Origin of the sequence: uncultured Kocuria sp. (assembly GCF_947500125.1) — a bacterium.
Taxonomy (GTDB): Bacteria; Actinomycetota; Actinomycetes; order Actinomycetales; family Micrococcaceae; genus Kocuria.
The window spans coordinates 16,772-38,188 of sequence record NZ_CANMRA010000002.1 but is presented as its reverse complement, the minus strand read 5'-3'; the positions used below and the strand labels follow the sequence as shown (position 1 = coordinate 38,188).

18 protein-coding genes and 1 pseudogene are annotated in these 21,417 nt (G+C 73.5%); 14 read left to right on the top strand and 5 right to left on the bottom strand.

The window, feature by feature from the left end; genetic code table 11:
- Positions 1-237: 237 nt before the first annotated feature.
- From Q0817_RS01460 to Q0817_RS01435, 6 genes are read left to right on the top strand one after another with little or no spacing between them, the layout of a single operon-like run.
- Complete coding sequence (locus Q0817_RS01460; RefSeq protein ID WP_298583154.1) at positions 238-1,776, top strand: ABC transporter substrate-binding protein; 1,539 nt, start codon at positions 238-240, stop codon at positions 1,774-1,776.
- On the top strand, positions 1,773-2,729 hold the full coding sequence (locus Q0817_RS01455) for an ABC transporter permease (protein ID WP_298583152.1): 957 nt from the start codon (positions 1,773-1,775) through the stop codon (positions 2,727-2,729). The genes Q0817_RS01460 and Q0817_RS01455 overlap by 4 nt, the downstream gene beginning before the upstream one ends.
- Complete coding sequence (locus Q0817_RS01450; protein WP_298583151.1) at positions 2,726-3,694, top strand: ABC transporter permease; 969 nt, start codon at positions 2,726-2,728, stop codon at positions 3,692-3,694. The genes Q0817_RS01455 and Q0817_RS01450 overlap by 4 nt, the downstream gene beginning before the upstream one ends.
- Positions 3,694-4,731, top strand: coding sequence for an ABC transporter ATP-binding protein (locus Q0817_RS01445; protein ID WP_298583149.1), 1,038 nt, complete (start codon positions 3,694-3,696; stop codon positions 4,729-4,731). The genes Q0817_RS01450 and Q0817_RS01445 overlap by 1 nt, the downstream gene beginning before the upstream one ends.
- Entirely contained in the window at positions 4,728-5,846 is a 1,119-nt protein-coding gene (locus Q0817_RS01440; protein ID WP_298583147.1) for an ABC transporter ATP-binding protein, read from the top strand. The genes Q0817_RS01445 and Q0817_RS01440 overlap by 4 nt, the downstream gene beginning before the upstream one ends.
- 38 nt (positions 5,847-5,884) lie before the next feature.
- Positions 5,885-7,513 carry a DASS family sodium-coupled anion symporter gene (locus Q0817_RS01435; protein ID WP_298583145.1) on the top strand — a complete coding sequence of 543 codons (1,629 nt, stop codon included), beginning with the start codon at positions 5,885-5,887 and terminating at the stop codon, positions 7,511-7,513.
- Between the two features lie 30 nt (positions 7,514-7,543).
- On the opposite strand, the gene Q0817_RS01430 is transcribed toward Q0817_RS01435, so the two are convergent.
- Complete coding sequence (locus tag Q0817_RS01430; protein ID WP_298583143.1) at positions 7,544-8,380, bottom strand: endonuclease/exonuclease/phosphatase family protein; 837 nt, start codon at positions 8,378-8,380, stop codon at positions 7,544-7,546.
- Between the two features lie 14 nt (positions 8,381-8,394).
- Positions 8,395-8,958, bottom strand: a complete 564-nt coding sequence (locus tag Q0817_RS01425) for a Dps family protein (protein ID WP_298583142.1) — start codon at positions 8,956-8,958, stop codon at positions 8,395-8,397.
- A gap of 214 nt (positions 8,959-9,172) precedes the next feature.
- Between Q0817_RS01425 and Q0817_RS01420 the strand changes: the two genes are divergently transcribed.
- The 4 genes from Q0817_RS01420 (at position 9,173) to Q0817_RS01405 (ending at position 13,877) form a co-directional block, all read left to right on the top strand.
- Complete coding sequence (locus tag Q0817_RS01420) at positions 9,173-9,412, top strand: hypothetical protein (RefSeq protein ID WP_298583139.1); 240 nt, start codon at positions 9,173-9,175, stop codon at positions 9,410-9,412.
- 4 nt (positions 9,413-9,416) lie between these two features.
- Entirely contained in the window at positions 9,417-9,965 is a 549-nt protein-coding gene (locus Q0817_RS01415) for a hypothetical protein (protein ID WP_298583138.1), read from the top strand.
- A 74-nt stretch (positions 9,966-10,039) separates the two neighbouring features.
- Positions 10,040-12,076: an FAD-dependent oxidoreductase gene (locus Q0817_RS01410; protein ID WP_298583136.1), complete on the top strand. Its 2,037-nt coding sequence runs from the start codon at positions 10,040-10,042 to the stop codon at positions 12,074-12,076.
- Positions 12,077-12,248: 172 nt separating this feature from the next.
- A complete protein-coding gene (locus Q0817_RS01405; protein ID WP_298583133.1) occupies positions 12,249-13,877 on the top strand; it encodes an amidohydrolase in 1,629 nt (542 codons plus the stop codon).
- 100 nt (positions 13,878-13,977) lie between these two features.
- On the opposite strand, the gene rraA is transcribed toward Q0817_RS01405, so the two are convergent.
- Genes rraA through Q0817_RS01390 form a run of 3 tightly spaced genes read right to left on the bottom strand, consistent with a single transcriptional unit; the run spans position 13,978 to position 16,767 of the window.
- The gene (gene rraA, locus Q0817_RS01400; protein ID WP_298583130.1) at positions 13,978-14,457 is read right to left on the bottom strand and encodes a ribonuclease E activity regulator RraA; all 480 of its coding nucleotides are present in this window, start codon (positions 14,455-14,457) and stop codon (positions 13,978-13,980) included.
- A gap of 41 nt (positions 14,458-14,498) precedes the next feature.
- Positions 14,499-16,076: an MDR family MFS transporter gene (locus tag Q0817_RS01395; RefSeq protein ID WP_298583127.1), complete on the bottom strand. Its 1,578-nt coding sequence runs from the start codon at positions 16,074-16,076 to the stop codon at positions 14,499-14,501.
- 4 nt (positions 16,077-16,080) lie between these two features.
- Positions 16,081-16,767 (bottom strand): PepSY domain-containing protein, encoded by a 687-nt coding sequence (locus Q0817_RS01390; protein WP_298583124.1) that lies wholly within the window; start codon positions 16,765-16,767, stop codon positions 16,081-16,083.
- A 171-nt stretch (positions 16,768-16,938) separates the two neighbouring features.
- On the opposite strand from Q0817_RS01390, the gene Q0817_RS01385 reads away from it, so the two are divergent.
- From Q0817_RS01385 to Q0817_RS01370, 4 genes and pseudogenes are all read left to right on the top strand, one after another.
- A complete protein-coding gene (locus tag Q0817_RS01385) occupies positions 16,939-17,709 on the top strand; it encodes a DUF3662 and FHA domain-containing protein (protein WP_298583119.1) in 771 nt (256 codons plus the stop codon).
- The gene (locus tag Q0817_RS01380) at positions 17,710-18,207 is read left to right on the top strand and encodes an FHA domain-containing protein (RefSeq protein ID WP_298583116.1); all 498 of its coding nucleotides are present in this window, start codon (positions 17,710-17,712) and stop codon (positions 18,205-18,207) included. It abuts the gene before it with no gap.
- A 3-nt stretch (positions 18,208-18,210) separates the two neighbouring features.
- Positions 18,211-19,713, top strand: coding sequence for a PP2C family serine/threonine-protein phosphatase (locus Q0817_RS01375; protein ID WP_298583113.1), 1,503 nt, complete (start codon positions 18,211-18,213; stop codon positions 19,711-19,713).
- Positions 19,710-21,056 (top strand): annotated as a pseudogene (locus Q0817_RS01370) (FtsW/RodA/SpoVE family cell cycle protein); the annotation flags it as partial. The gene Q0817_RS01375 and the pseudogene Q0817_RS01370, both read left to right, overlap by 4 nt.
- Between the last annotated feature and the right edge of the window lie 361 nt (positions 21,057-21,417).

The window sequence follows — 21,417 nt, the reverse complement described above, 5'->3', positions numbered from 1 at the left end:
AGGCACCTCCTGGCCGTCAACTGCGTGACGACCGGTTCGTTGTCGTTGCTTGCCCCGCGCCGACCGGGACGTCCCCCGTCCCGGCACGCCGGGCCCGAGGGTGTGGTGGTGCGCCGTCCCGGATGCATAGGGTGGGACGACACCCACGACCGGGTGCGCACCGGCAGGGCGGCCGAACGGGGCGCCCGCCGGGTCCTCCCGGGCGGACGGCTCATTCCTACCACCGGGAGGCGGCGGATGGCACGCGGAGCACGGATCGTCGCGCTGGGGAGCGCCGTGTGCCTCGCCCTGGGCGCCTGCTCGGCGGGCGAGGGCGTGGACCTGGCGGGGGCGGGAGAGATCGACACCGACGACTATCTCAAGGTGGCCATCGCCGGGGAGCCGGACCAGCTCGACCCCCACAACACGAGCGCCTACTTCTCCTTCCAGATCCTCGAGAACGTCTACGACACCCTGGTGGAGCCCGACGAGAACCTCGAGATGCAGCCCGCCCTCGCCGAGTCCTGGGAGGTCAGCGAGGACCAGCTCTCCTGGACGTTCCGCCTGCGGGAGGGCGTCACGTTCCACGACGGCTCCGAGTTCACGGCCGAGGACGTCGTGTACTCCTACGACCGGATCATCGACGAGCAGCTGGCCAACGCCTACCGGCTGTCCGCCGTCGAGGACGTCGTGGCGGTGGACGAGCACACGGTGCGCATCGACGTGTCCCAGCCGACGCCCGCCCTGCTCGCCGCGATCGGCGGGTACAAGGGCATGGCCATCGTCGAGCGGCAGAACGTCGAGAGCGGGGACGTCCAGCTGGACCCGGTGGGCACCGGCCCGTTCGAGGTGGTGGGCAACTCGGCGAGCACGGCCGTGACCCTGCGGGCCAACGAGGACTACTGGGGCGAGGGCCCCCACGTCCCGGGGGTCGTCTACCGGTTCATCTCCGAGGGCACCACGGCGCTCGCGGACCTCACCGCCGGCGAGGTGCACTGGACCGACTCGATCCCGCCGCAGCGGGTCACGTCGCTGCGGCAGAACCCCGACGTCGAGGTCGCCGGCGTCCCGTCCACCGACTACTGGTACGTGACCATGAACCAGGCGCGGCCGCCCTTCGACACCCTCGAGGCGCGCCTCGCCGTGGCGCAGGCCATCGACCGGGAGGCCATCGCCCAGGTCACCTGGTACGGCAACGCCACCGTGAACCAGACCGCCGTGCCCGAGACGTCCGTCTGGCACCACGAGTACGCGCCCTTCGAGCAGGACCTCGACCGCGCCCGCGAGCTCGCCGAGAGCTCGGGGCTGGCCGGGGAGACCGTCGACCTCATGGTCACCAACGAGTTCCCGGAGACGGTCACGGCGGCCCAGGTGATCGCCGCCAACCTCTCGGAGATCGGGGTCGCCACGGACATCCGCACCCTCGACTTCGCGACCTGGCTCGACGAGCAGGCCCAGGGGAACTTCGACATGCTGCTCCTGGGCTGGCTCGGCAACGTGGACGTCAACGATTACTACTACAACCAGCACCACTCCGAGGGCTCGAACAACGCCCAGGGCTACAGCAGCCCCGAGGTCGACCGGCTCCTGGACGCGGGGCGCACCGAGACCGACCCGGACGCCCGGAAGGAGCTCTACGACCGGGCGGCGGAGCAGATCGTGGACGACGCCAGCTACGTCTACCTGTACAACCCCGACGTGGTCCAGGCGTGGACCCCGGACCTGCAGGGCTACGAGGCCCGCCCGGACCGCGCCATCCGGTTCAAGGACGTCCGGCTCGAGGAGGACAGCGAATGAGCAGCCCGCTCCTGAGATTTCTCGTCAAGCGCCTGCTGCACACCGTGGTGGTGCTGTTCGGCGTGCTGGTCGTGGTCTTCGCCCTCCTCCAGCTCGTCCCCGGCGACCCCGTGCGGGTGGCCCTCGGCACCCGCTTCACCCAGGAGTCCTACGACGCCCTGCGGGAGGCCTCCGGGCTGGACCGGCCCCTGCTCGTGCAGTTCTTCGCCTACATCGGCAACGCCCTCACCGGGAACCTCGGGGTGAGCTTCCGCAGCGGCGAGCCCGTGACCCTCATCCTGCTGGACCGGCTGCCGGCCACGGTGTCCCTCGGCCTCGCCGGCATCACGATCGCGCTGCTCATCGCGTTCCCCCTCGGCACCTGGGCCGCCCTGCGCCGCGGCTCCGCGGCGGACGGCGGGATCCGGGCCGTGAGCCAGTTCGGCGTCTCGGTCCCCGACTTCTGGCTCGGCCTGCTCCTGATCATCGTCTTCTCGACGATGCTGGGGCTGCTGCCGCCGTCCGGGTACGTGCCCTTCACCGAGGACCCGTGGGGCTGGCTCCAGCGGGTGATCCTGCCGGGGCTCGCCGTCGGCGTGGTCTCCGGGTCCATCATGACCCGCTACGTCCGCTCCGCGGTGCTCGACGTCGTCGGCTCCCACTACGTGCGCACGGCCCGGTCCAAGGGCCTGCCCCGCCGCACAGTGATCGGCCGGCACGTGATGCGCAACGCGCTCGTCCCGATCCTCACGGTGGCCGGCGTCCAGGCCGCCACGATGCTCGGGGGCCTCATCGTCATCGAGGTGGTCTTCGCGTGGCCCGGTCTGGGTCGGCTGGTCTTCGACGCCGTCGCGGCCCGCGACTACCCGGTGGTGCAGGGCACCGTGCTGCTGATCGCCCTCATCTTCCTGCTGATCAACCTGCTGGTGGACATCCTGTACGCCGTCGTCGACCCGAGGATCCGTGTGTCATGAGCAGCCCCGAGACGCCCTCCTCCGACCGCCTCGCCCCGGGCGCCGGGGACGGCCGCACCGGGCCCGTCCCGGGGCCCGCCGAGCCGGCGGAGACCCCGGAGGAGGTCAGCCGCACCGGCACCCTGCGGATGCTGGTCTCGAACAAGGTCACGGCCGCCGGCCTGGTCATCCTCGTCCTCGTGGTCCTGCTCGCCGTGCTCGGACGCTGGATCGCCCCGTACGGGGCGAACGACATCGACGTGGTCAACGCCCTGCAGCCGCCCTCGGGCGCGCACCTGTTCGGCACCGACGAGCTGGGCCGGGACGTGTTCTCCCGCGTGGTGCTCTCCGCCCGGATCTCCCTGACCGTGGGCCTCGTGGCCGTGGGCATCGCCCTGGTGGTCGGGGTGGCCCTGGGTCTCGTGGCCGGCTTCTTCGGCGGCTGGCCGGACACGGTCATCATGCGCAGCGCGGACGTGCTCTTCGCGTTCCCCATCCTGCTGCTGGCCATGGCCATCGTCGCCGTCCTGGGCCCCGGGCTGACCACGGCGATGATCGCGATCGGGGTGGTCTACACGCCCATCTTCGCCCGCATCACGCGGGCCTCCACGCTCGCCGTGCGCGAGGAGCTCTACGTCAAGGCCTCCCAGGCCGTCGGGGCGTCCGACGGGCTCATCCTGCGCCGCCACGTGCTGCCCAACATCATGGGACCCATCACCGTCCAGACCTCCCTCTCGCTGGCCTTCGCGATCCTCTCCGAGGCCGCGCTGTCCTTCCTGGGGCTGGGCGTGCAGCCGCCCGAGCCCTCGTGGGGACGGATGCTCTACGACGCCCAGGCCTTCATCTACGACGCCTGGTGGATGAGCGTGTTCCCGGGCCTGGCCATCTTCCTCACCGTGCTGGCGTTCAACCTGGTGGGCGACGGCATGCGCGACGTCCTCGACCCGCGCCAGCGGACCGCCGACGAGATCCGCAGGAGCGCCTGATGCGCACGACCGAGCCCCGCCGCCCCACCGCCCCGGCGTCCTCCGACGGGGACGTGCTGCTCGACGTGCGGGACCTCGCCGTCCGGATCGGCCCCGCGGAGATCGTCAACGGCGTGTCCTTCTCCGTCCCCCGGGGCGGAACCCTGGGCATCGTGGGCGAGTCCGGGTCCGGCAAGTCCATGACGGTGCTCGCGGCCACCGGCCTGATCGACTCCCCGCCCGCCCGGGTGAGCGGGCAGTCCCTGCTGGACGGTCAGGACATCGTGACGATGGATCCCCGGCAGCTGCGCGGCGTGCACGGCAGGCGGGTGGGCTTCATCTTCCAGGACCCCTCCACGTCCCTGAACCCGGTGCTGACCGTGGAGCAGCAGCTCACGGAGGCACCGCGCTTCCACCTCGGCCTCACCCGCCGCGACGCCCGGCGCCGGGCGCTCGAGCTGCTCGAGGCGGTCGGCATCCCCGACCCGCCGTCCCGCCTCTCCTCCTACCCCCACCAGCTCTCGGGCGGGATGAAGCAGCGCGTGATGATCGCCGTGGCCCTGGCCTGCGACCCGGAGCTGCTCGTGGCGGACGAGCCCACCACCGCGCTCGACGTCACCACGCAGGCCCAGATCCTCGAGCGGGTCAAGGAGCTGCAGGAGTCCCGCGGCATGAGCGTGATCTGGATCAGCCACGACCTCGGCGTGGTCTCGGGCATCGCGGACCGGGTGGCCGTGCTCTACGGCGGGCAGATCGTGGAGTCCGCCCCCCTCGAGGAGCTCTTCACCGATCCCCGCCACCCCTACACCCGGGGCCTCATGGCCGCCCGGCCGCAGACGGCCCACGGCAAGGGCGAGCTCGCCGTGATCCCCGGCAGCCCGCCGGACCCCAAGCACCTGCCCCAAGGCTGCCTGTTCTGGGACCGCTGCCCCGTCCGCGGGGACCCCCGCTGCGAGACCGAGCGCCCGCCGGAGACCCCGGTGGGACCGGAGCACGTGGTCCGCACCTTCAACGGCGGCGACGCGGACGGCACCGACCGGCGAGGAGGCACCCGATGACCGACGACCACCGGCCGCTGCTCAGCGTGCGGGACCTGCAGGTCCGCTTCCCCGTCACCACCGACCGCGGCAAGGGCGCGGTGCAGGCGGTGGCGGGGATCGACTTCGACGTCCACCGGGGACAGACGGTGTCCCTGGTCGGCGAGTCCGGCTCCGGCAAGTCCACGGTGGCCAACGCGCTGATGCACCTGGTGGAGCCCAGCGCAGGGACCGTGCTGCTCGACGGCGAGGACATCACCTCGGTGCGGGGCCGGGAGCTCAAGGCCCTGCGCCGGCGGATCGCCATGGTGTTCCAGGACCCGTTCGCGTCCCTGGACCCCCGCCAGCACGTCTCCCGCGCCGTGGCGGAGCCCCTCGAGGTGCACGGCCTCGGCGGGGACAAGGAGGGGCGCCGCCGCCGGGTGGCGGAGCTGTTCGAGCTCGTGGGCCTCTCCCGGCGCTTCCTGGACCGGTACCCGCACGAGCTCTCGGGCGGGCAGCGCCAGCGCGTGTCCATCGCCCGGGCGCTCGCGGGCGAGCCGGACCTGATCATCCTCGACGAGGCGACCGCCTCCCTGGACGTCTCCGTCCAGGCGCAGATCATGAACCTGCTCAACCGGCTGCAGGGCGAGCTGGGGCTCACGTACCTGTTCATCGCCCACGACCTCGCCGTCGTGGAGCACATGAGCGACCACGTCCTCGTGATGTACCTCGGCCGGCTCATGGAGGACGGGGACGTCCGGGACCTCTTCGACGCCCCCGCCCACCCCTACACCAAGGCGTTGATGGCCTCCGCCCCGTCCGCCGACCCCGTGGCGGAGCGGCGGCGCCGGACCGCCCCGCTCGAGGGCGAGGTGCCCTCCCCCCTCGACCCGCCCTCCGGGTGCGTCTTCCGCACCAGGTGCCCGTGGGCGGCCGACGAGTGCGCGGAGACCGTCCCGCCGCCCGTTCCCCCACCCGGTCCGGGGCCGGGCAGCGCCGCCCCGGCACGCCGTGGAGCCTCCCGGGAGCACCTCGCCGCCTGCATCCGGTTGCCGGTGGTGCAGGCCGCCACCCGCGGAGCCTCTCCCGCGGCGGAGACCCGCGCGGGTCCCGGGCGCACCGCGCCGTGGGCCGGCCGCTCCGCCGGAACGTGAGTCACAGCGCAGCCACCACGAACACATCTGGAGGAGACATGGGCAGCACGCCATCCGTCCCGGGGTCCCGCCTGGAGGGCGACCACCCGGAACCCCACCACACGCAGGAGGTCGACCACCGGTCGCCGGGCGAGCAGGCCCCTGCGGAGCACGCCAAGACGCACCGGATCAAGTGGGGCGGGCTCCTCGCGGGCCTGGTCCTGGCCCTGCTCATCTACGTCCTCATGCCCCCGGACCTGGCCCAGCACGCCAGGCTCACGGCCGCGACCGCCGGGCTCATGGGCGTGTGGTGGATGACGGAGGCCATCCCGATCCCGGCCACCGCCCTGCTGCCGCTGATCATCTTCCCGGTGCTCGCGCCGGACGTCGCCGTCGACGACGTCGGCGCCTCCTACGGGAGCAACATCATCTTCCTCTTCATGGGCGGGTTCCTCCTGGCCCTGGCCATGCAGCGCTGGAACCTGCACCGCAGGATCGCCCTGCGCACCGTGCGGGTCATGGGCACCAAGCCGGCCCAGATGGTGGCCGGCTTCATGGTCGCGACCGGCTTCCTCAGCATGTGGGTGTCCAACACCGCCACGGCCGTCATGATGATCCCCATCGGCGTGTCCGTCCTGCTGCTGCTGCCCAACCTGATGAACGACGCCGCCGCCGAGGCCGGCGTCGCCGACACCGACCTGGAAGGCGCCGACCCCCAGAGCGCGAAGGTGAAGGAGGCCGTCATCGCCTCGAACTTCGGCACCGCGCTGATGCTCGGCATCGCCTACGCCGCGTCGATCGGCTCCCTCGGCACGATCATCGGCACCCCGCCGAACACCCTGATGGTCGGCTATCTCCAGGAGTCGCACGACATCACCGTGGGCTTCGGGCAGTGGATGCTCGTGGGGGTGCCGCTGTCCGTGGTCATGCTCGCGATCGCCTGGTTCCTGCTCACCAAGGTGCTGTTCAAGCCGGAGATCGACGAGATCCCCGGCGGCCGGAAGCTGATCAACAACGAGCTGCACAAGCTCGGGCCCATGTCGACCGGTGAGAAGCTCGTGCTGGCCATCTTCGCGCTGGCGGCGTTCAGCTGGGTGTTCGTGCCCGTGATCTTCGACTCCCCGCCGATCAGCGACGCCGGCATCGCCATGGTCGTGGGGCTGCTGCTGTTCCTGCTCCCCGCCGGCGCCCAGCGCGGGGTCCGGCTGCTGGACTGGGAGTCCGCGGTCAAGCTGCCCTGGGGCGTGCTGCTCCTGTTCGGCGGCGGCCTGGCCCTGTCCTCCCAGTTCTCGGACTCCGGGCTCACCGAGTGGATCGGCGCCCAGGTCGAGGGGCTGGGCGCCGTGCCCGTCCTGGTCCTGGTCCTCGTCGTGGCCGCCGGTGTCATCTTCCTGACCGAGCTCACCAGCAACACGGCCACGGCGGCCACGTTCCTGCCGGTCGCCGGGGGCGTGGCCCTCGGCCTGGACCTGGACCCGATGCTGCTGGCCATCCCCGTGGCCCTGGCGGCGACCTGCGCGTTCATGCTGCCGGTGGCCACCCCGCCCAACGCCATCGCGTTCGGCTCCGGGTACGTGACGATCGGCCAGATGATCAAGGGCGGCGTGTGGCTGAACATCGTCGGCGTCGGGCTGATCACCCTCGTGACGATGACCCTCGGGGTGTGGGTGTTCGGCATCGTGTACTGACCCGCCCGCGCCCTCCCGGCGGCCCCGCCCTCAGGAGGCGGGGCCGCCGTCGTGCTCGAGCTCGGCCAGCACCGGAAAGTGGTCCGAGGCCCAGACGCCGCGCGGGCGATCGACCAGGACGCGGGAGTCGAGGACGCGGACCGGTCCGCCGTACAGGATCCAGTCCAGCCGCGGCGTCCCGGCACGGGGCTCCCGGTAGCGGTGGAAGGTTCCCGCGGCGTCGGCGGGCAGGGTGTCCCGCAGCCCACCGGCGAGCGCCGCGTCCCAGGTGCGGGAGCGCCCGGCGGCCGCGTTCATGTCCCCGAGGAGCAGCAGGGGCCCGTCCCAGCCGAGGAGCAGGCCCTGCAGCGCGGCGAGCTGGCGCAGCCGGCCGTGCTCCGGCCACGGGTCGAGATGGGTGGCCGCCGCCCGCCAGGCCACCCCCGTGCGCCGGTCCGTGAGCTCGGCCAGCACCAGGGTGCGGGGGAAGAGGTCCCCCGGCCACTTCGACCCCGGGACCTCCGGCTGCGGGGACAGCCACCGCTGCTCCCACCGCTCGATCCCGAAGCGCGCGGTGTCCACGGCCAGCAGGCAGCGCTCCCCGCGGCCCGCGGCGTCCCGGCCCCCGCCCAGCAGGACGTGGTCCGGCCCCAGGGCCGTCTGCAGCAGGTGCAGCTGCCCCGGGAGCACCTCCTGCAGCGCGGCCAGCTCCGGCCGGTGGGCCCGGAGCACCGCCTGCACCGCCGGGGCCCGGGTCAGCCACGCGTCCGGCGACGCCCGGCGGTACCGCTCCATGGGACGCCGGATGTTGAAGGTCATGGCCGTGAACGCGCCCCGGCCCCGCGGACCACGGGGGTCGGCGGGGCCGGGGCGGGCGTGGGGTGCCACGATCGCCGGTCGGACTACTGCGCGGCGGACTCCGCCGCGCCCTTCTCCGTGCGGGCGCCGCCGTGCTGGAGGTCGCCGCCGCTGTTCTCGAGGTGCGCGCGCATGAACCACTGGAAGAGCTCGAGCTCCTTGACCTGGCCGATGAGCATGTCCTCGGTGATGGGGTCGAGCTCGCCGACCTTCTGGATCGCGTCGCGGTGGTCCTCGATCACGCCGTTGTAGACGAGGTCGAGGGCGGCGAGGTGCTCCACGCCGGTGGCGCGGTGGACCGAGTAGTCGTCCCAGGTGCGGGCCTGGACGAGGTCGCCGGGCAGGCCGGACGGGCCCACGCCCATGGTCGCCATGCGCTCGGCGAGCTCGTCGACGAAGCCGCGCACGAGCTCGATCTGCGGGTCCAGCATCTCGTGGACGGAGATGAAGTTGGGGCCCACCACGTTCCAGTGGGCGTGCTTGAGCGTGAGCTGGAGGTCGTTGAGGGCGTGCAGGCGCTGCTGGAGCGTCTGGGCGACCTCGTGACCGTTCTCGGTGGACAGACCGGGCACGGTGTAGGGGGCGGTGCGCTGGTTCGGGGTGGCCATGGGTTCGTCTCCACGTTTCCGGCCGCCGCCGGGCGGCGGCCTAGCTCGACAACTTCGGGCGGCCCGCAGGAACGGGCCTCTGCCGTCCACTATGGCACGCCCCCCACCCACTGTCAGCACCCTGTCCATTCGCTGTCCGCGATATCGCGAGGACGCGTCCGGACCCGTCACGCCCGTCCTTGCCAGGTCCGTGCGCCACTGGTTGTCTGGACCCATGGACACCACTTCCGGCTCCGGGGCCCAGCTCCCCGACGACCCGCACCTGGCCGAGGACATCGGCGCGGCCGCGGACACACCCGCAGAGGACATGGCCCACGAGCCGATGCCCACCGGACAGACGAACGCGGGCCAGCAGGTCTCCGGCGTGCGCGAGGCCGGCACACCCGCCCACGAGATCAGCGGGGACGACCAGGACCCGGCCGAGGGCGGGTACCGGCCGCCGACCTCGGACTGAGCCCGTGGGCACCCGCGGCGCCAGCACGGCCGGGATCGCCCGGGCCACCGGCATCCCGTGGGAGACCTGGACGGCACGGCTCGAGGAGCTCGGCGCCCGGACGATGAGCCACGCCGAGCTCGCCCGCCGCGTCGCGGAGCAGCTGGACGGCGTGGTCGAGAACCACGAGTGGTGGGCGCAGTCCGTCACGGTGGCCTGGGAGCAGCACACGGGGGCCCGCCGGCCCGGGCAGTCCGGGGACGGCACCTTCGGGGCGGGCGCGAGCCGCACGGTGTCCGGCACCCCGGACGAGGCGCTCGCCCGGTGGAGCGAGCTCATGGCGGGGCGCACGGAGGTCGGCGGCGTCGCGCTCCGGCAGCCGCCCACCACCGCCGTCACCGAGAAGTGGCGCTACTGGCGCGCGCGGCTCGCCGACGGGACCCGGGTCGCCGCGACCATCGGCGCCAAGGGCGGCGGCCGCGCCACGGTGGCCGTCGCGCACACCGGGCTGGCCTCCGCCGACGACGTCGCGCGCTGGCGCATGGTGTGGAAGGACCTGCTGGCCGCATTGTAGAGACCGCGCCGCGCTTGTGAGGCGGCTCACTCCTCGCCTACGGTGACCCAAGTACCTGAGACGAGGAGTATCACATGACCGTGCCCTACCCGCGCCTGCTCGCGCCCCTGGACCTGGGTTTCACCACCCTGCCCAACCGGGTGCTCATGGGGTCGATGCACACCGGTCTCGAGGAGCTCCCCGGGGGGTTCGAGCGCCTCGCGGAGTTCTACGCGGAGCGGGTGCGCGGCGGTGTGGGGCTCATCGTCACCGGCGGCATCGGACCGAACCCGGAGGGCGCCACGCACGCCGGCGGCGCCGTGCTCAGCACCCCGGAGGAGGTGGCCCGGCACCGCACGGTCACGGACGCCGTGCACGCCGAGGGCGGGAGGATCGCCCTGCAGATCCTGCACGCCGGCCGCTACGCGAGGACGCCCGACGCCGTGGCCCCGAGCCCCCTGCGTGCTCCCATCAGCCCGGTGGTCCCGCACGAGCTCACCGCCGAGGAGATCGAGCGGACCGTCGAGGACTTCGCCCGCACCGCCGCGCTCGCCCGGGAGGCCGGCTACGACGGCGTGGAGGTGATGGGCTCCGAGGGCTACCTCATCAACGAGTTCGTCGCCGCCGAGACCAACCACCGCACCGACCGGTGGGGCGGGTCCTTCGAGAACCGGATGCGCCTGCCCGTGGAGATCGTCCGCCGCGTCCGCGAGCGCACCGGCCCGGACTTCATCCTCGTCTACCGGCTCTCCATGCTGGACCTGGTCCCGGGCGGCTCCACGCTCGAGGAGGTCGTGGCGCTGGCCCGGGCGGTCGAGGCCGCCGGTGCCACCCTGCTCAACACCGGCATCGGCTGGCACGAGGCGCGCATCCCCACGATCGCCACGGTCGTCCCCCGCGGCGGCTTCTCGTGGGTGACGCGCCGGCTCAAGGGCGAGGTCGGGATCCCCCTGATCGCCGTCAACCGGATCAGCACCCCGGAGACCGCGGAGCGGATCCTGGCGGACGGGGACGCCGACATGGTGTCCCTGGCCCGCCCCCTGCTCGCCGACCCGGACTTCGTGGCCAAGGCCGGGCGCGGCCGGGCGGACACGATCAACACGTGCATCGCGTGCAACCAGGCGTGCCTGGACCACACGTTCGCGGGCCGGACCGCGTCCTGCCTGGTCAATCCGCGGGCCGGGCACGAGACCCTGCTGCGCCTGGGTCCCACCCGCCGGGCCGAGCGGATCGGCGTGGTCGGCGCGGGCCCCGCCGGGCTGGCCTTCGCCGTCAACGCGGCGGAGGCCGGGCACGCCGTCACCCTCTTCGAGGCGGAGGACCGGATCGGCGGGCAGTTCCTGATGGCCCTGCGCATCCCGGGCAAGGAGGAGTACGCGGAGACGCTGCGCTACTACGGCGTGCGGCTCGCCGAGCTGGGGGTGGACGTGCGGCTCGGGACGCCGGCCGGGCCCGGGCACCTGGGCGGCTTCGACCGGCTCGTGCTCGCCACGGGCGTGGAGCCGCGCGTGCCCGCGATCGAGGGCGTGGAGCACCCGTCGGTCGTGGGCTACCGGGACGTCCTGCACCACGGGGCCCCCGTGGGCCGCCGGGTCGCGGTCCTCGGCGCCGGGGGCATCGGCTTCGACCTCGCCGAGTTCCTCCTGCACTCCCCGGGCGCGGACTTCTACCGTGCGTGGGGCGTCGACACGACGCTGTCCGCCCGCGGCGGTCTGGCCGCGCCCTGCCCCGAGCCCCCCGCGCGCGAGGTGACGCTGCTGCAGCGCTCCCCCGGCAAGCCCGGGGCCGGGCTGGGCCGCACGACCGGGTGGATCCACCGGGCCTCGCTCCGGGCCGGGGGCGTCCGCACCCTGAGCGGGGTGACGTACCGGCGGATCGACGACGACGGACTGCACCTCACCGTGCCGGGGCCCGACGGCACGGAGCCGGTCGAGCAGGTGCTGCCGGTGGACACCGTGGTGCTGTGCACGGGCCAGGAGCCGCTGCGGGAGCTGCACGACGCGCTGCTCGACGCCGGGCACGACACCGGCGCCGTCCCGGTGCACCTCATCGGCGGGGCCGACGTCGCGGCGGAGCTGGACGCCAAGCGGGCGATCCGGCAGGCCACGGAGCTCGTCGCCGCCCTGGGCTGACTGTGAGGGCCCACGACCGGCAGATCCGCGAACTCACCGGACCTGCCCGAGACGGGTGCACTTCTCGCGGCGGCTCGGGCGGGACCGGTGAGTTCGGCGCTGAGCCGGGCGCGTCCGTGCGGGTCCGGGCGCCGGGTGCCACGATGGGGGCAGCCCCGGAGAAAGGATCCCCATGCAGCTCGACCTCCAGCTCGTCAACGCCACGGTCCTGACCATGGAGCCGGACCGCCCGAGGGCGTCGAGTCTCGGCGTGCACGGCGGGCGGATCGTGGTCCTCGACGACCCGGACGTGCCGGCGGCCGAGACCGTGGACCTCGGCGGGGCCACCGTGCTCCCCGGGTTCGTGGACGCCCACTGCCACACCACGTGGTTCGGGCTCGGCCTGGCGGAGGTGGACCTCGCCGGCTGCACGTCCCTGGACGCGCTCTACGCGGCCCTGGAGCGCGGCATGGCCGCGAAGCCGCCGGACGAGGAGTGGCTCATGGCCACCGGCTTCTACCCCGCCACCGTGGGCGGGTCGCTGCCCGACATCGACGTCCTCGACCGCATCACCGGCCGCACGCCGCTGTTCGCCCGGCTCGCGTCCGGCCACGCGGCGATCGTGAACTCCGAGGCGCTGCGCCGGGCGGGGATCCTCACCCCGGGCACCCCGGACCCGGTGGGCGGGCGGGTGGTGCGCGACGACACCGGCCGCGCCACGGGCCTGATCGAGGAGACCGCCCAGGCGGTGGTGCAGGAGCTGTTCCGCCCCTACCCCGTGGCCAAGATCGTGGCGGCGCTCGACCGTGCCACCGCCCGCTACGCCGCCGAGGGAATCACCACGTTCGCGGAGGCCGGGGTCGGCGCCGGGTGGATCGGGCACAACCCCTCCGAGCTGCAGGCCTACCAGCAGGCCAGGGACGCCGGCGCCCTGCACGCGCGGGCCCAGGTGATGCCCGTGCTGGACGTCCTGCACGGGATCGACGGGCTCGGGGACGGCTCCGAGCGCGGGCTCGACCTCGGGCTGCGGACCGGCTTCGGCGACGACGAGCTGCAGCTCGGACCGGTCAAGGTGTTCGTGGACGGCTCGCTGCTCGGGGAGACCGCCGCGGTGACCGAGGCCTTCTGCGGCGGCCACTCCACCGGATACTTCCAGGAGAACCCGGAGCAGATGGCCGAGGCGATCCACGCCGCCTACCGGGCGGGCTGGTCGGTGGCCGCCCACGCGATCGGGGACCGGGCGATCGACTTCGCGATCGACGTGCTCACCCGGTGCCAGGACGAGCACGGACGCCGCCGGGTGCCCAACCGGATCGAGCACGCGAGCATCACCCGCCCCGACCAGCTGCCGCGGCTCGCGTCCGCGGGGATCGTCGTGACCCCGCAGATCGGCTTCCTCCGGCCCATGGCGGCCCAGTTCCGCCGGCTCCTGGGGGCCGAGCGCACGGACTGGACCTACCGGGGGCGCAGCTTCCTGGACGCCGGGGTGCGGATCGCGGGCAGCTCCGACCGCCCGGTCGCCGACGGCGACGTGCTGCGCTCGGTCCAGGCCTGGACCGACCGCCTCGACGGGGACGGGCGGCGGTTCGGTCCCGCCGGCGAGCGGCTCGACGTGCTGGAGGCCCTCGCCGCCTACACGTCCGAGGCCGCGAAGGCCCTGGGGATGTTCGACCGGATCGGCTCGCTCGCCCCCGGCAAGCTCGCGGACCTGGTGGTGCTGGAGGAGAACCCCCTCGAGGTGCACCGGCGGGGCGGGTCGGTGGAGCACATCGGTGTCCGCGCGACCTACCGCGGCGGCCGGCTCACGCACGGCGCGGCCTGAACGGTCCCGGCCGGGCGGTTCCCGGCCGGACGGTTCCTGTGCCGGACGGTTCCTGGCGGGGCGGTGCCGGCGGGCCGGTCCCCGGCCGGGCGGACGGCGCTCAGCCCTCGACGAGGATCCCGTCCTCGTCGGCCCACACCGTCCGGCCCGGGCGGAAGGTGACGCCCTCGATGACGACCGGCACGTCCTGCTCGCCGACGCCGTCCTTGGCGGACTTGCGCGGGTTGGAGCCCAGGGCCTTGACCCCGAGGGGCAGCCCGGCCAGGGCGACCCGGTCCCGGACGGGGCCGTTGACGATCACCCCGGCCCACCCGTTGCGCACCGCGGACTCCGCGATCATGTCCCCCATGAGCGCGGTGCCCATGGAGCCGTGGCCGTCCACCACGAGGACCGCACCCTCGCCCGGGGAGTTGAGCACGGCCTTCACGAGGCCGTTGTCCTGGAAGCAGCGGACCGTGCGCACCGGCCCGGTGAACGCGGCCGTCCCGCCCAGGTCCAGGAACTGGCGCGGGCAGGACATCAGCTGCTCCCCGCGCTCGTCGTAGAGGTCGGCGGTGGTGAACGGGCGCGGATCGGTCATGAGCTGCTCCTGAGGCATCCGGTGGCGGTTCCGGGACCAGCCTAGCGACCCGCGCCGCTCCGATCGGTCCCGGCGTGCTCCGGGGGCGGCCCCGGGGTCTCCTCCCGCGGGGCGCCGACGGTCGTGCCCAGCGGGATCTCCTCGATGAACAGGGACAGCACGAGGCAGCCCGCCGCGACGGGCAGGCCCCACAGGAAGATCGGGGGCAGCGACTGGGCGAAGGCCTGCGCGACCGCCTCCTGCACCGGGGCGGGCAGGGCCGCGAGCACCTGGGGACTCAGGGCGTTGACGTCCAGGGAGGGCAGGTCACGGCCCGCGAGCGCGTCGTCGAGCCGGGCGACGAAGATCGAGCCGAACACGGCGATCCCGAAGGACGCGCCGATCTGGCGGAAGAAGTTCGACGACGCCGTCGCGGCCCCCACCTCCGCGGGCGGCACCGCGTTCTGCACGATCAGGACGAGGTTCTGCATGAGGCAGCCGATGCCGAAGCCGGTCACGACCATTCCCGCGGCCGTCAGGGCGTAAGGGGTGGTCTCGTCGATCAGCGAGAGCAGGACGAGCCCGGCGGCCATCACGACGGAGCCCAGCACGGGCCAGTGCTTGTAGCGCCCCGTCCGCGCGATGCGGCGGCCGGTGCCGATCGTGCCGGCGAGCATCCCGACCGTCACGGGGATCATCATCAGGCCCGCCCCGGTGGCCGACACGCCGTCGACCATCTGCAGGTAGGTGGGCAGGTACGTGATGGTCGCGAACATGATCACGCCCATGCCGACGGCCGCCGCGGTGGGCACCACGAAGTTGCGCACGCGGAACAGGTGCAGGGGGATGATCGGCTCGGCGGCTCGGCGCTCGACCAGCACGAACAGGACGCCGAGCACCAGGGCCGCCGCGGCGAGGCCGAGGATCCGCGGGCTCGACCACGCGTACGCCGTGCCGGCCCACGTGGTGAGGAGCACGAAGGCCACGCTGCCCAGCGCCAGCAGCGCCGTGCCGAGCACGTCGAGCCGCACCCGCCCCCGGGGGACGTGCGGCAGGTGCAGGAAGCGGGGGATGAACAGGAGCGTCACCAGCCCCAGGGGCAGGTTGATGTAGAACACCCACCGCCAGCTCACCAGGTCCGTGAGGAACCCGCCGATCAGCGGTCCGCTCACGGAGGCGAGACCGAAGGCCGCCCCGATCACGCCCATGTACCTGCCGCGCTCGCGCGGGGAGACGAGGTCGGCGATGATCGCCTGCGCCCCGATGAGCAGGCCGCCGCCGCCCAGGCCCTGGAGGGCGCGGAAGACGATGAGCTGGGTCATGTCCTGGGCGGCCCCCGAGAGCACCGAGCCGATCAGGAACACGACGACGGCCACCAGGAAGATCCGCTTGCGCCCGTAGAGGTCGCCCAGCTTCCCGTAGACCGGCAGGCCCACCGTGGCGGCGAGCACGTAGGCCGTGACCACCCAGGAGATCCGGTCGAGCCCGTTGAGGTCCCCGACGATCGAGGGCAGCGCCGTGGCCACGATCGTCTGGTCGAGGGCGGCCAGCAGCACCGCCATCAGCAGGCCCAGGAAGGTCAGCAGCAGCCGGCGGCGCTCCGTCCGGCCGGGGTCCGTGGCCACCGGGTCAGCGGCCACCGGCTCAGCGGTCGATCTTCAGCACGGAGCCGTTCTCGACGTCGACGAACACGTCCACCGAGTTCCCGTCCGGCTCGTCGATCTCGACCTCCCACACGGTCGAGCCGTCCTCCGTCTCCAGCTGCGCCTCGTCGAGGGTGCCGTTGACCGTCTCCAGGGCCGTGCTCAGCCCGTCCTCGAGGGACACCTGGACCCGGGCGAGCTTCTCGCGGTCGTCGCTGTCGAGGCCGCCCTCCTCCTCCTGGCTGATCACGTCCTCGCCGTCCTGCGAGACGTACAGCTCGTGCTCGCGGTCGCCGGAGGCGACCGCGATCTGCCAGCTGGCCGGGCTGTCCTCCCGGGCGATCTCGAACGCCCGGGCGTCGTCGCCCACCGCGTCCTGCGCCGCGGCGACCGCGGAGGACACGACGGCCGCCTCGCCGCCGGCCCCGGCGGTGGAGTCCGCACCGGGACTGCCCGAGGGCGAGGCGCTGCCGGACGGGGCGGCGGTGCCGTCACCGGTGGCGTCCTCCCCCGGGCTCGCGCTGTCGTCGGGGGTGGCGGTGTCCTGCGCCGGGGCGCTGGTGTCCGCCGGGGCGGTGGCGCCGTCCTCCCCCGCGCCGCCGTCGCCCCCGTCGCCGCAGCCCGCGAGGAGCAGGGCGGAGACAGCGAGCGCGGCCAGGGACAAGGGCCTTCTGTGGATGTGCAACATGTTCTGGATTCTGCTCCCCGGCGGACCCCCTGGCAAGGACGTGACCGGGGCGCGGACCCGCCCGGCGCGCACCCCCACGGGGCTCACAGGCGTCGCGTCTACTATCCTGGAGAACGCCTGACCCGGGACCGGGGGCATGCGCACCGCGATCGACGCCAGGAAGGAGGCGGCATGGGATTCCTCGAGAGCCTCGAGAAGAACATCGAGAAGGCCGTCCGCGCCGCCTTCTCCACGGGCTCCCGGAAGCGGGTGGAGGCGGTCGAGATCGCCAGCGCCCTGCGCCGGGAGCTCGACCACGAGGCGTTCACGATCTCCGCCGGCCGCACCATGGCCCCCAACGTCTTCGTGGTGGAGTTCTCCGACGAGGACTTCCCCCGCGCCCAGGACTGGGGCACGCCGCTCGCGGAGGAGCTGTGCGACGTCGTCATCAAGCACGCCCGCAGCCAGGCCTACACCCTCCAGGGGGCGGTGAAGGTGTCCTTCACCCGCAACCCGGAGGTGGAGGCGGGCGAGTTCCGCGTCCACTCCTCGGCCCATCGCACCGCGGAGTCGCCCAACACCCCCTCCACGCCGAGCGGGCAGCGGATCGCCCGCGGCCACCGCCAGGAGGAGGACGAGCCGACGCGGTCCGTGCCCGCGCAGCACTGGATCCCGGTGCTCGACGTCGAGGGCGCGCGGTTCTCCATCAACGCGGACTCGATCGTGCTGGGCCGTTCCGCGGAGGCGGACATCACCGTGGAGGACACCGGGGTGTCCCGCAAGCACCTCGAGATCCGCCGGCAGGGCGAGCACTTCGTGGCCGTGGACCTCGGCTCGACCAACGGTTCCTACGTGGACGGGGAGCGGGTGATCGGCCGCTCCGAGCTGGTCAACGGCTCCGTGATCACCATGGGTCGGACCAGGATCACGTTCCGCCTGCTGACCCCGAAGGGGAACCGCTGAATGTCCGAACTCACCGTCACCCTCCTCCGCTTCGGGTTCCTGGCCCTCCTCTGGATCTTCATCTTCAGCATCGTCGCCAGCCAGGGACGTGACCTGGCGGTCGGGGGGAAGCTCCCGGCGGTGCTCACGAGGTCCCGCGGCGACCGCCGGGGCGCCGCCGAGGAACCGGTGCCGCCCGCCGCGGGTCCCACCACGGGGCAGCGCTCCCGGCCCCGGACCCTGTTCGTCCTCGACGGGCCCCTCCGCGGCCGCAGCTACCCCCTGGGCAACGCCCCCGTGCTGCTGGGCCGCTCCCCCGAGGCCACCGTGCCGCTCGGCGACGACTACGCGTCGGGGCGCCACGCCCGGCTGTTCCCGCAGGGCTCCCGCTGGTTCCTCGAGGACCTCGGCTCCACCAACGGCACCTTCGTCGGCCAGCAGCGCCTCTCCCGGGCCGTGCCGCTCGACCCCGGGACCCCGTTCCGGGTGGGCAAGACCGTCCTGGAACTGAGGTCCTGACGCATGGCGATCGCCTTCCGCTACGCCGCGCGCTCGGACGTGGGCCGGGTCCGCTCGAAGAACGACGACTCCGCCTACGCGGGCCGGCACCTCGCCGTGGTCGCCGACGGCATGGGCGGGCACGTGGGCGGGGACGTCGCCTCGGCCTCCGCGGTCATGGACCTCACGGGCCTCGACCGGCCCGACCACCACGGCGACGGCGCCACCGTGCTCACGGACGAGATCCAGAACGCCAACCAGAACCTCGCCAAGCTGGTCCTGGGCAACGCCCGCCTGGGCGGCATGGGCACCACCGTCACCGCCCTGCTGGCCGACCAGGACGACCTCGTCGTGGCCCACATCGGCGACTCCCGCGCGTACCGGCTCCGGGGCGACGAGTTCCGCCAGGTCACCAAGGACCACACCTTCGTCCAACGGCTCATCGACGAGGGCCGGCTGCGCCCCGACGAGGCGGAGTCCCACCCGCACAAGAACGTCCTGATGCGCGTGCTCGGCGACGTCGACGCCTCCCCGGAGATCGACGTGGAGACCCTGCGCCCCGAGAGCGGCGAGCGCTGGCTGCTGTGCTCGGACGGGCTCAACGCCGTGGTCCGCCCGGAGACCATCCAGTCCGTGCTGGGCTCCACCGACGACCTCAACCAGATCGTGGACACGCTCGTGGAGCTGACGCTGGACCGCGGGGCTCCCGACAACGTGACCGTGGTGGTCGTCCAGGTCTTCGCGACCGACGACACCGCCCCTGTGCCGCAGGCCGGCGAGGCGCGCGGCGCGGTCCCGGACCCGGAGTTCGCCCGCACCTCGGACGAGATCACCGCGGACGCCGGCGCACCGAGCGCCGACCGGAGCCCGTCCGAGTCCTCGGCCGCCGCGCTGCGCCGCGATCTCGCCGCGCGCCCCCACCTGCTGGTGGGCGCCGCCGCCAACGCCACCCAGACCGGGCGCATCCCCACGGTGAGCGACAGCGTCCTCGAGCGCCGCGCGACCCTCCTCCAGACCTCCGCGCCCGACACGCTGGCCGATCCGCAGGACGTCGAGTCGGCGCTGCACCGGGCGGACGCCACCGGCCCGTCCCCGCGCCGGCGCCGCCACCGGCGCGCCATCGCCGTGCTCGCACTGGCGACGGCCGGACTGATGCTGGTGGCCGGGGGATGGCTCACCAGCGGCTGGATCAGCTCCCAGTACTACGTCGGCGAGCAGCAGGGCAACGTGGCGATCTACAACGGCGTCTCCCAGTCGCTCGGGCCCGTGAGCCTCAGCGACCTCGAGCGCGCCACGGACCTGCGGGTCGAGGACCTCCCCGGCTTCGCCCAGGCGCGGGTGCGCAACGCCATCCCGGCGGGCAGCCTCGAGGAGGCGGAGCGGATCGTGCGCGAGCTGCGCGAGTCCGTGCCCGAGGAGACCACCGGCCCCGAGCCGCGCCCGACCGGGACCGTCCAGCGGGCCACCGCCTCGCCCACCGCCTCCCCGGCCGCCTCGCCCACCGCCTCCGACGGTGGTGCCGGATGAGCGCCCCCGCCGGCACCCTCCCCCGGGAGGAGCAGGTGGAGCCCCGCCAGAAGCCGCGGCGGCTCACCGAGCTGCTCCTGCTCGTGCTCGCCGTGGGCATCGGCGTGGGCGCGAACGTCCTCGTGGACCCCGAGCAGCTCGGCTCGGGGGACCCGCACCTGCTCGTCTCCGGTCTGGTCCTGGGCATCGGCGCCCTGGTCCTGCACGTGGTGCTGCGGCTGCGGGCCAAGTACGCGGACCCCTACGTCCTGCCGATCGTGGTGGCCCTGAACGGCCTGGGGATCGCCATGATCCACCGGATCGACCTCACCACGGACCAGACGGCGGCGAGCTCGCAGGTGGTGTGGACGGCCTTCGCCATGACGGCCGCCGGCCTGGTGCTCTGGTTCCTCAAGGACCACCGGGTGCTGCGGCGGATCACCTACATCTGCCTGCTGCTCAGCGGTCTCCTGCTGCTCCTGCCGCTCCTGCCCGGTCTCGGCCTGGAGCTCAACGGCGCCCGGATCTGGATCTCGGTGGGCGGGCGCACCTTCCAGCCCGGCGAGGTCGCCAAGATCACCCTGGCCGTCTTCTTCGCGGGCTACCTCTCGACCAACCGGGACCTCATCCTCCTGGCCGGCAAGAAGGTCGGCCCGGTGCGCCTGCCGCGGTTCCGGGACATGGCCCCGATGTTCGCGGCCTGGATCATCGCGATCGGCGTGCTGGTGTTCCAGCGGGACCTCGGCTCCGCGATCCTGTTCTTCGGTCTGTTCGTGGCCATGATCTACCTCGCCACGAGCCGGCTGAGCTGGATCGTGATCGGGCTGCTGCTCGTGGCCGTCGGAGGGTTCTTCGCCAGCCAGGCCTTCGGCCACGTCGCGGCGCGCCTGGACTCCTGGCTCAACGCGTTCGACCCCGAGGTGTACAACCGTGCCCCGGGCGGCTCCGGGCAGATCGTCCAGGGCCTGTTCGGGCTCTCCTCGGGCGGGCTCTTCGGGCAGGGGCTGGGCCAGGGCCGTCCGGACCTCGTCTCCTACGCCAACTCGGACATGATCATGACCGCGTTCGGCGAGGAGCTGGGGCTGATCGGCCTGAGCGCGGTGCTCGTGCTGTTCTTCCTGTTCGTCACCCGGGGCTTCCGGGCCGCCCTGGGCACCCGGGACGCGTTCGGCAAGCTGCTGGCGGCGGGGCTGTCCGCGGTCCTCGTGCTGCAGCTGTTCGTGGTGGTGGGCGGGGTCACCCGGCTCATCCCCCTGACCGGGCTCACCACCCCGTTCATGTCCGCCGGGGGCTCCTCGCTGCTGTCCAACTGGATCATCGCGGCGATCATCCTGGCGATCTCCCACACGGCCCGCCGGCCCGTGGTCACCGGCCCGGCCACCGAGGCCGACCTCGCCGAGGTCGCCGCCTACGAGGCCGCGCTGCGGGAGGCGGCACGACGGGACGACCAGGAGCGAGCCGAGCGCCTCGAGCGCCGGCGGGACCGCCGGCCCCGGAAGGAGACGGACGGGTCCGGGGAGGACACGGCGCAGGCCGACGGCGCGCAGGCCGACGGCGCACAGGCCGACCGGGAGGACGGGGCCACCGCGCCGCGGAGCGACGCGTCCGACACCGTCCGCCGTCCGGCGGTGTCCGCCGACACCGCCGCGACCGAGCCGATCACCGCCGCGGGCCCGGGCGGGCGCCGCGACGCCGAGGACGCGGACCACCACGGCGGCACCCCCA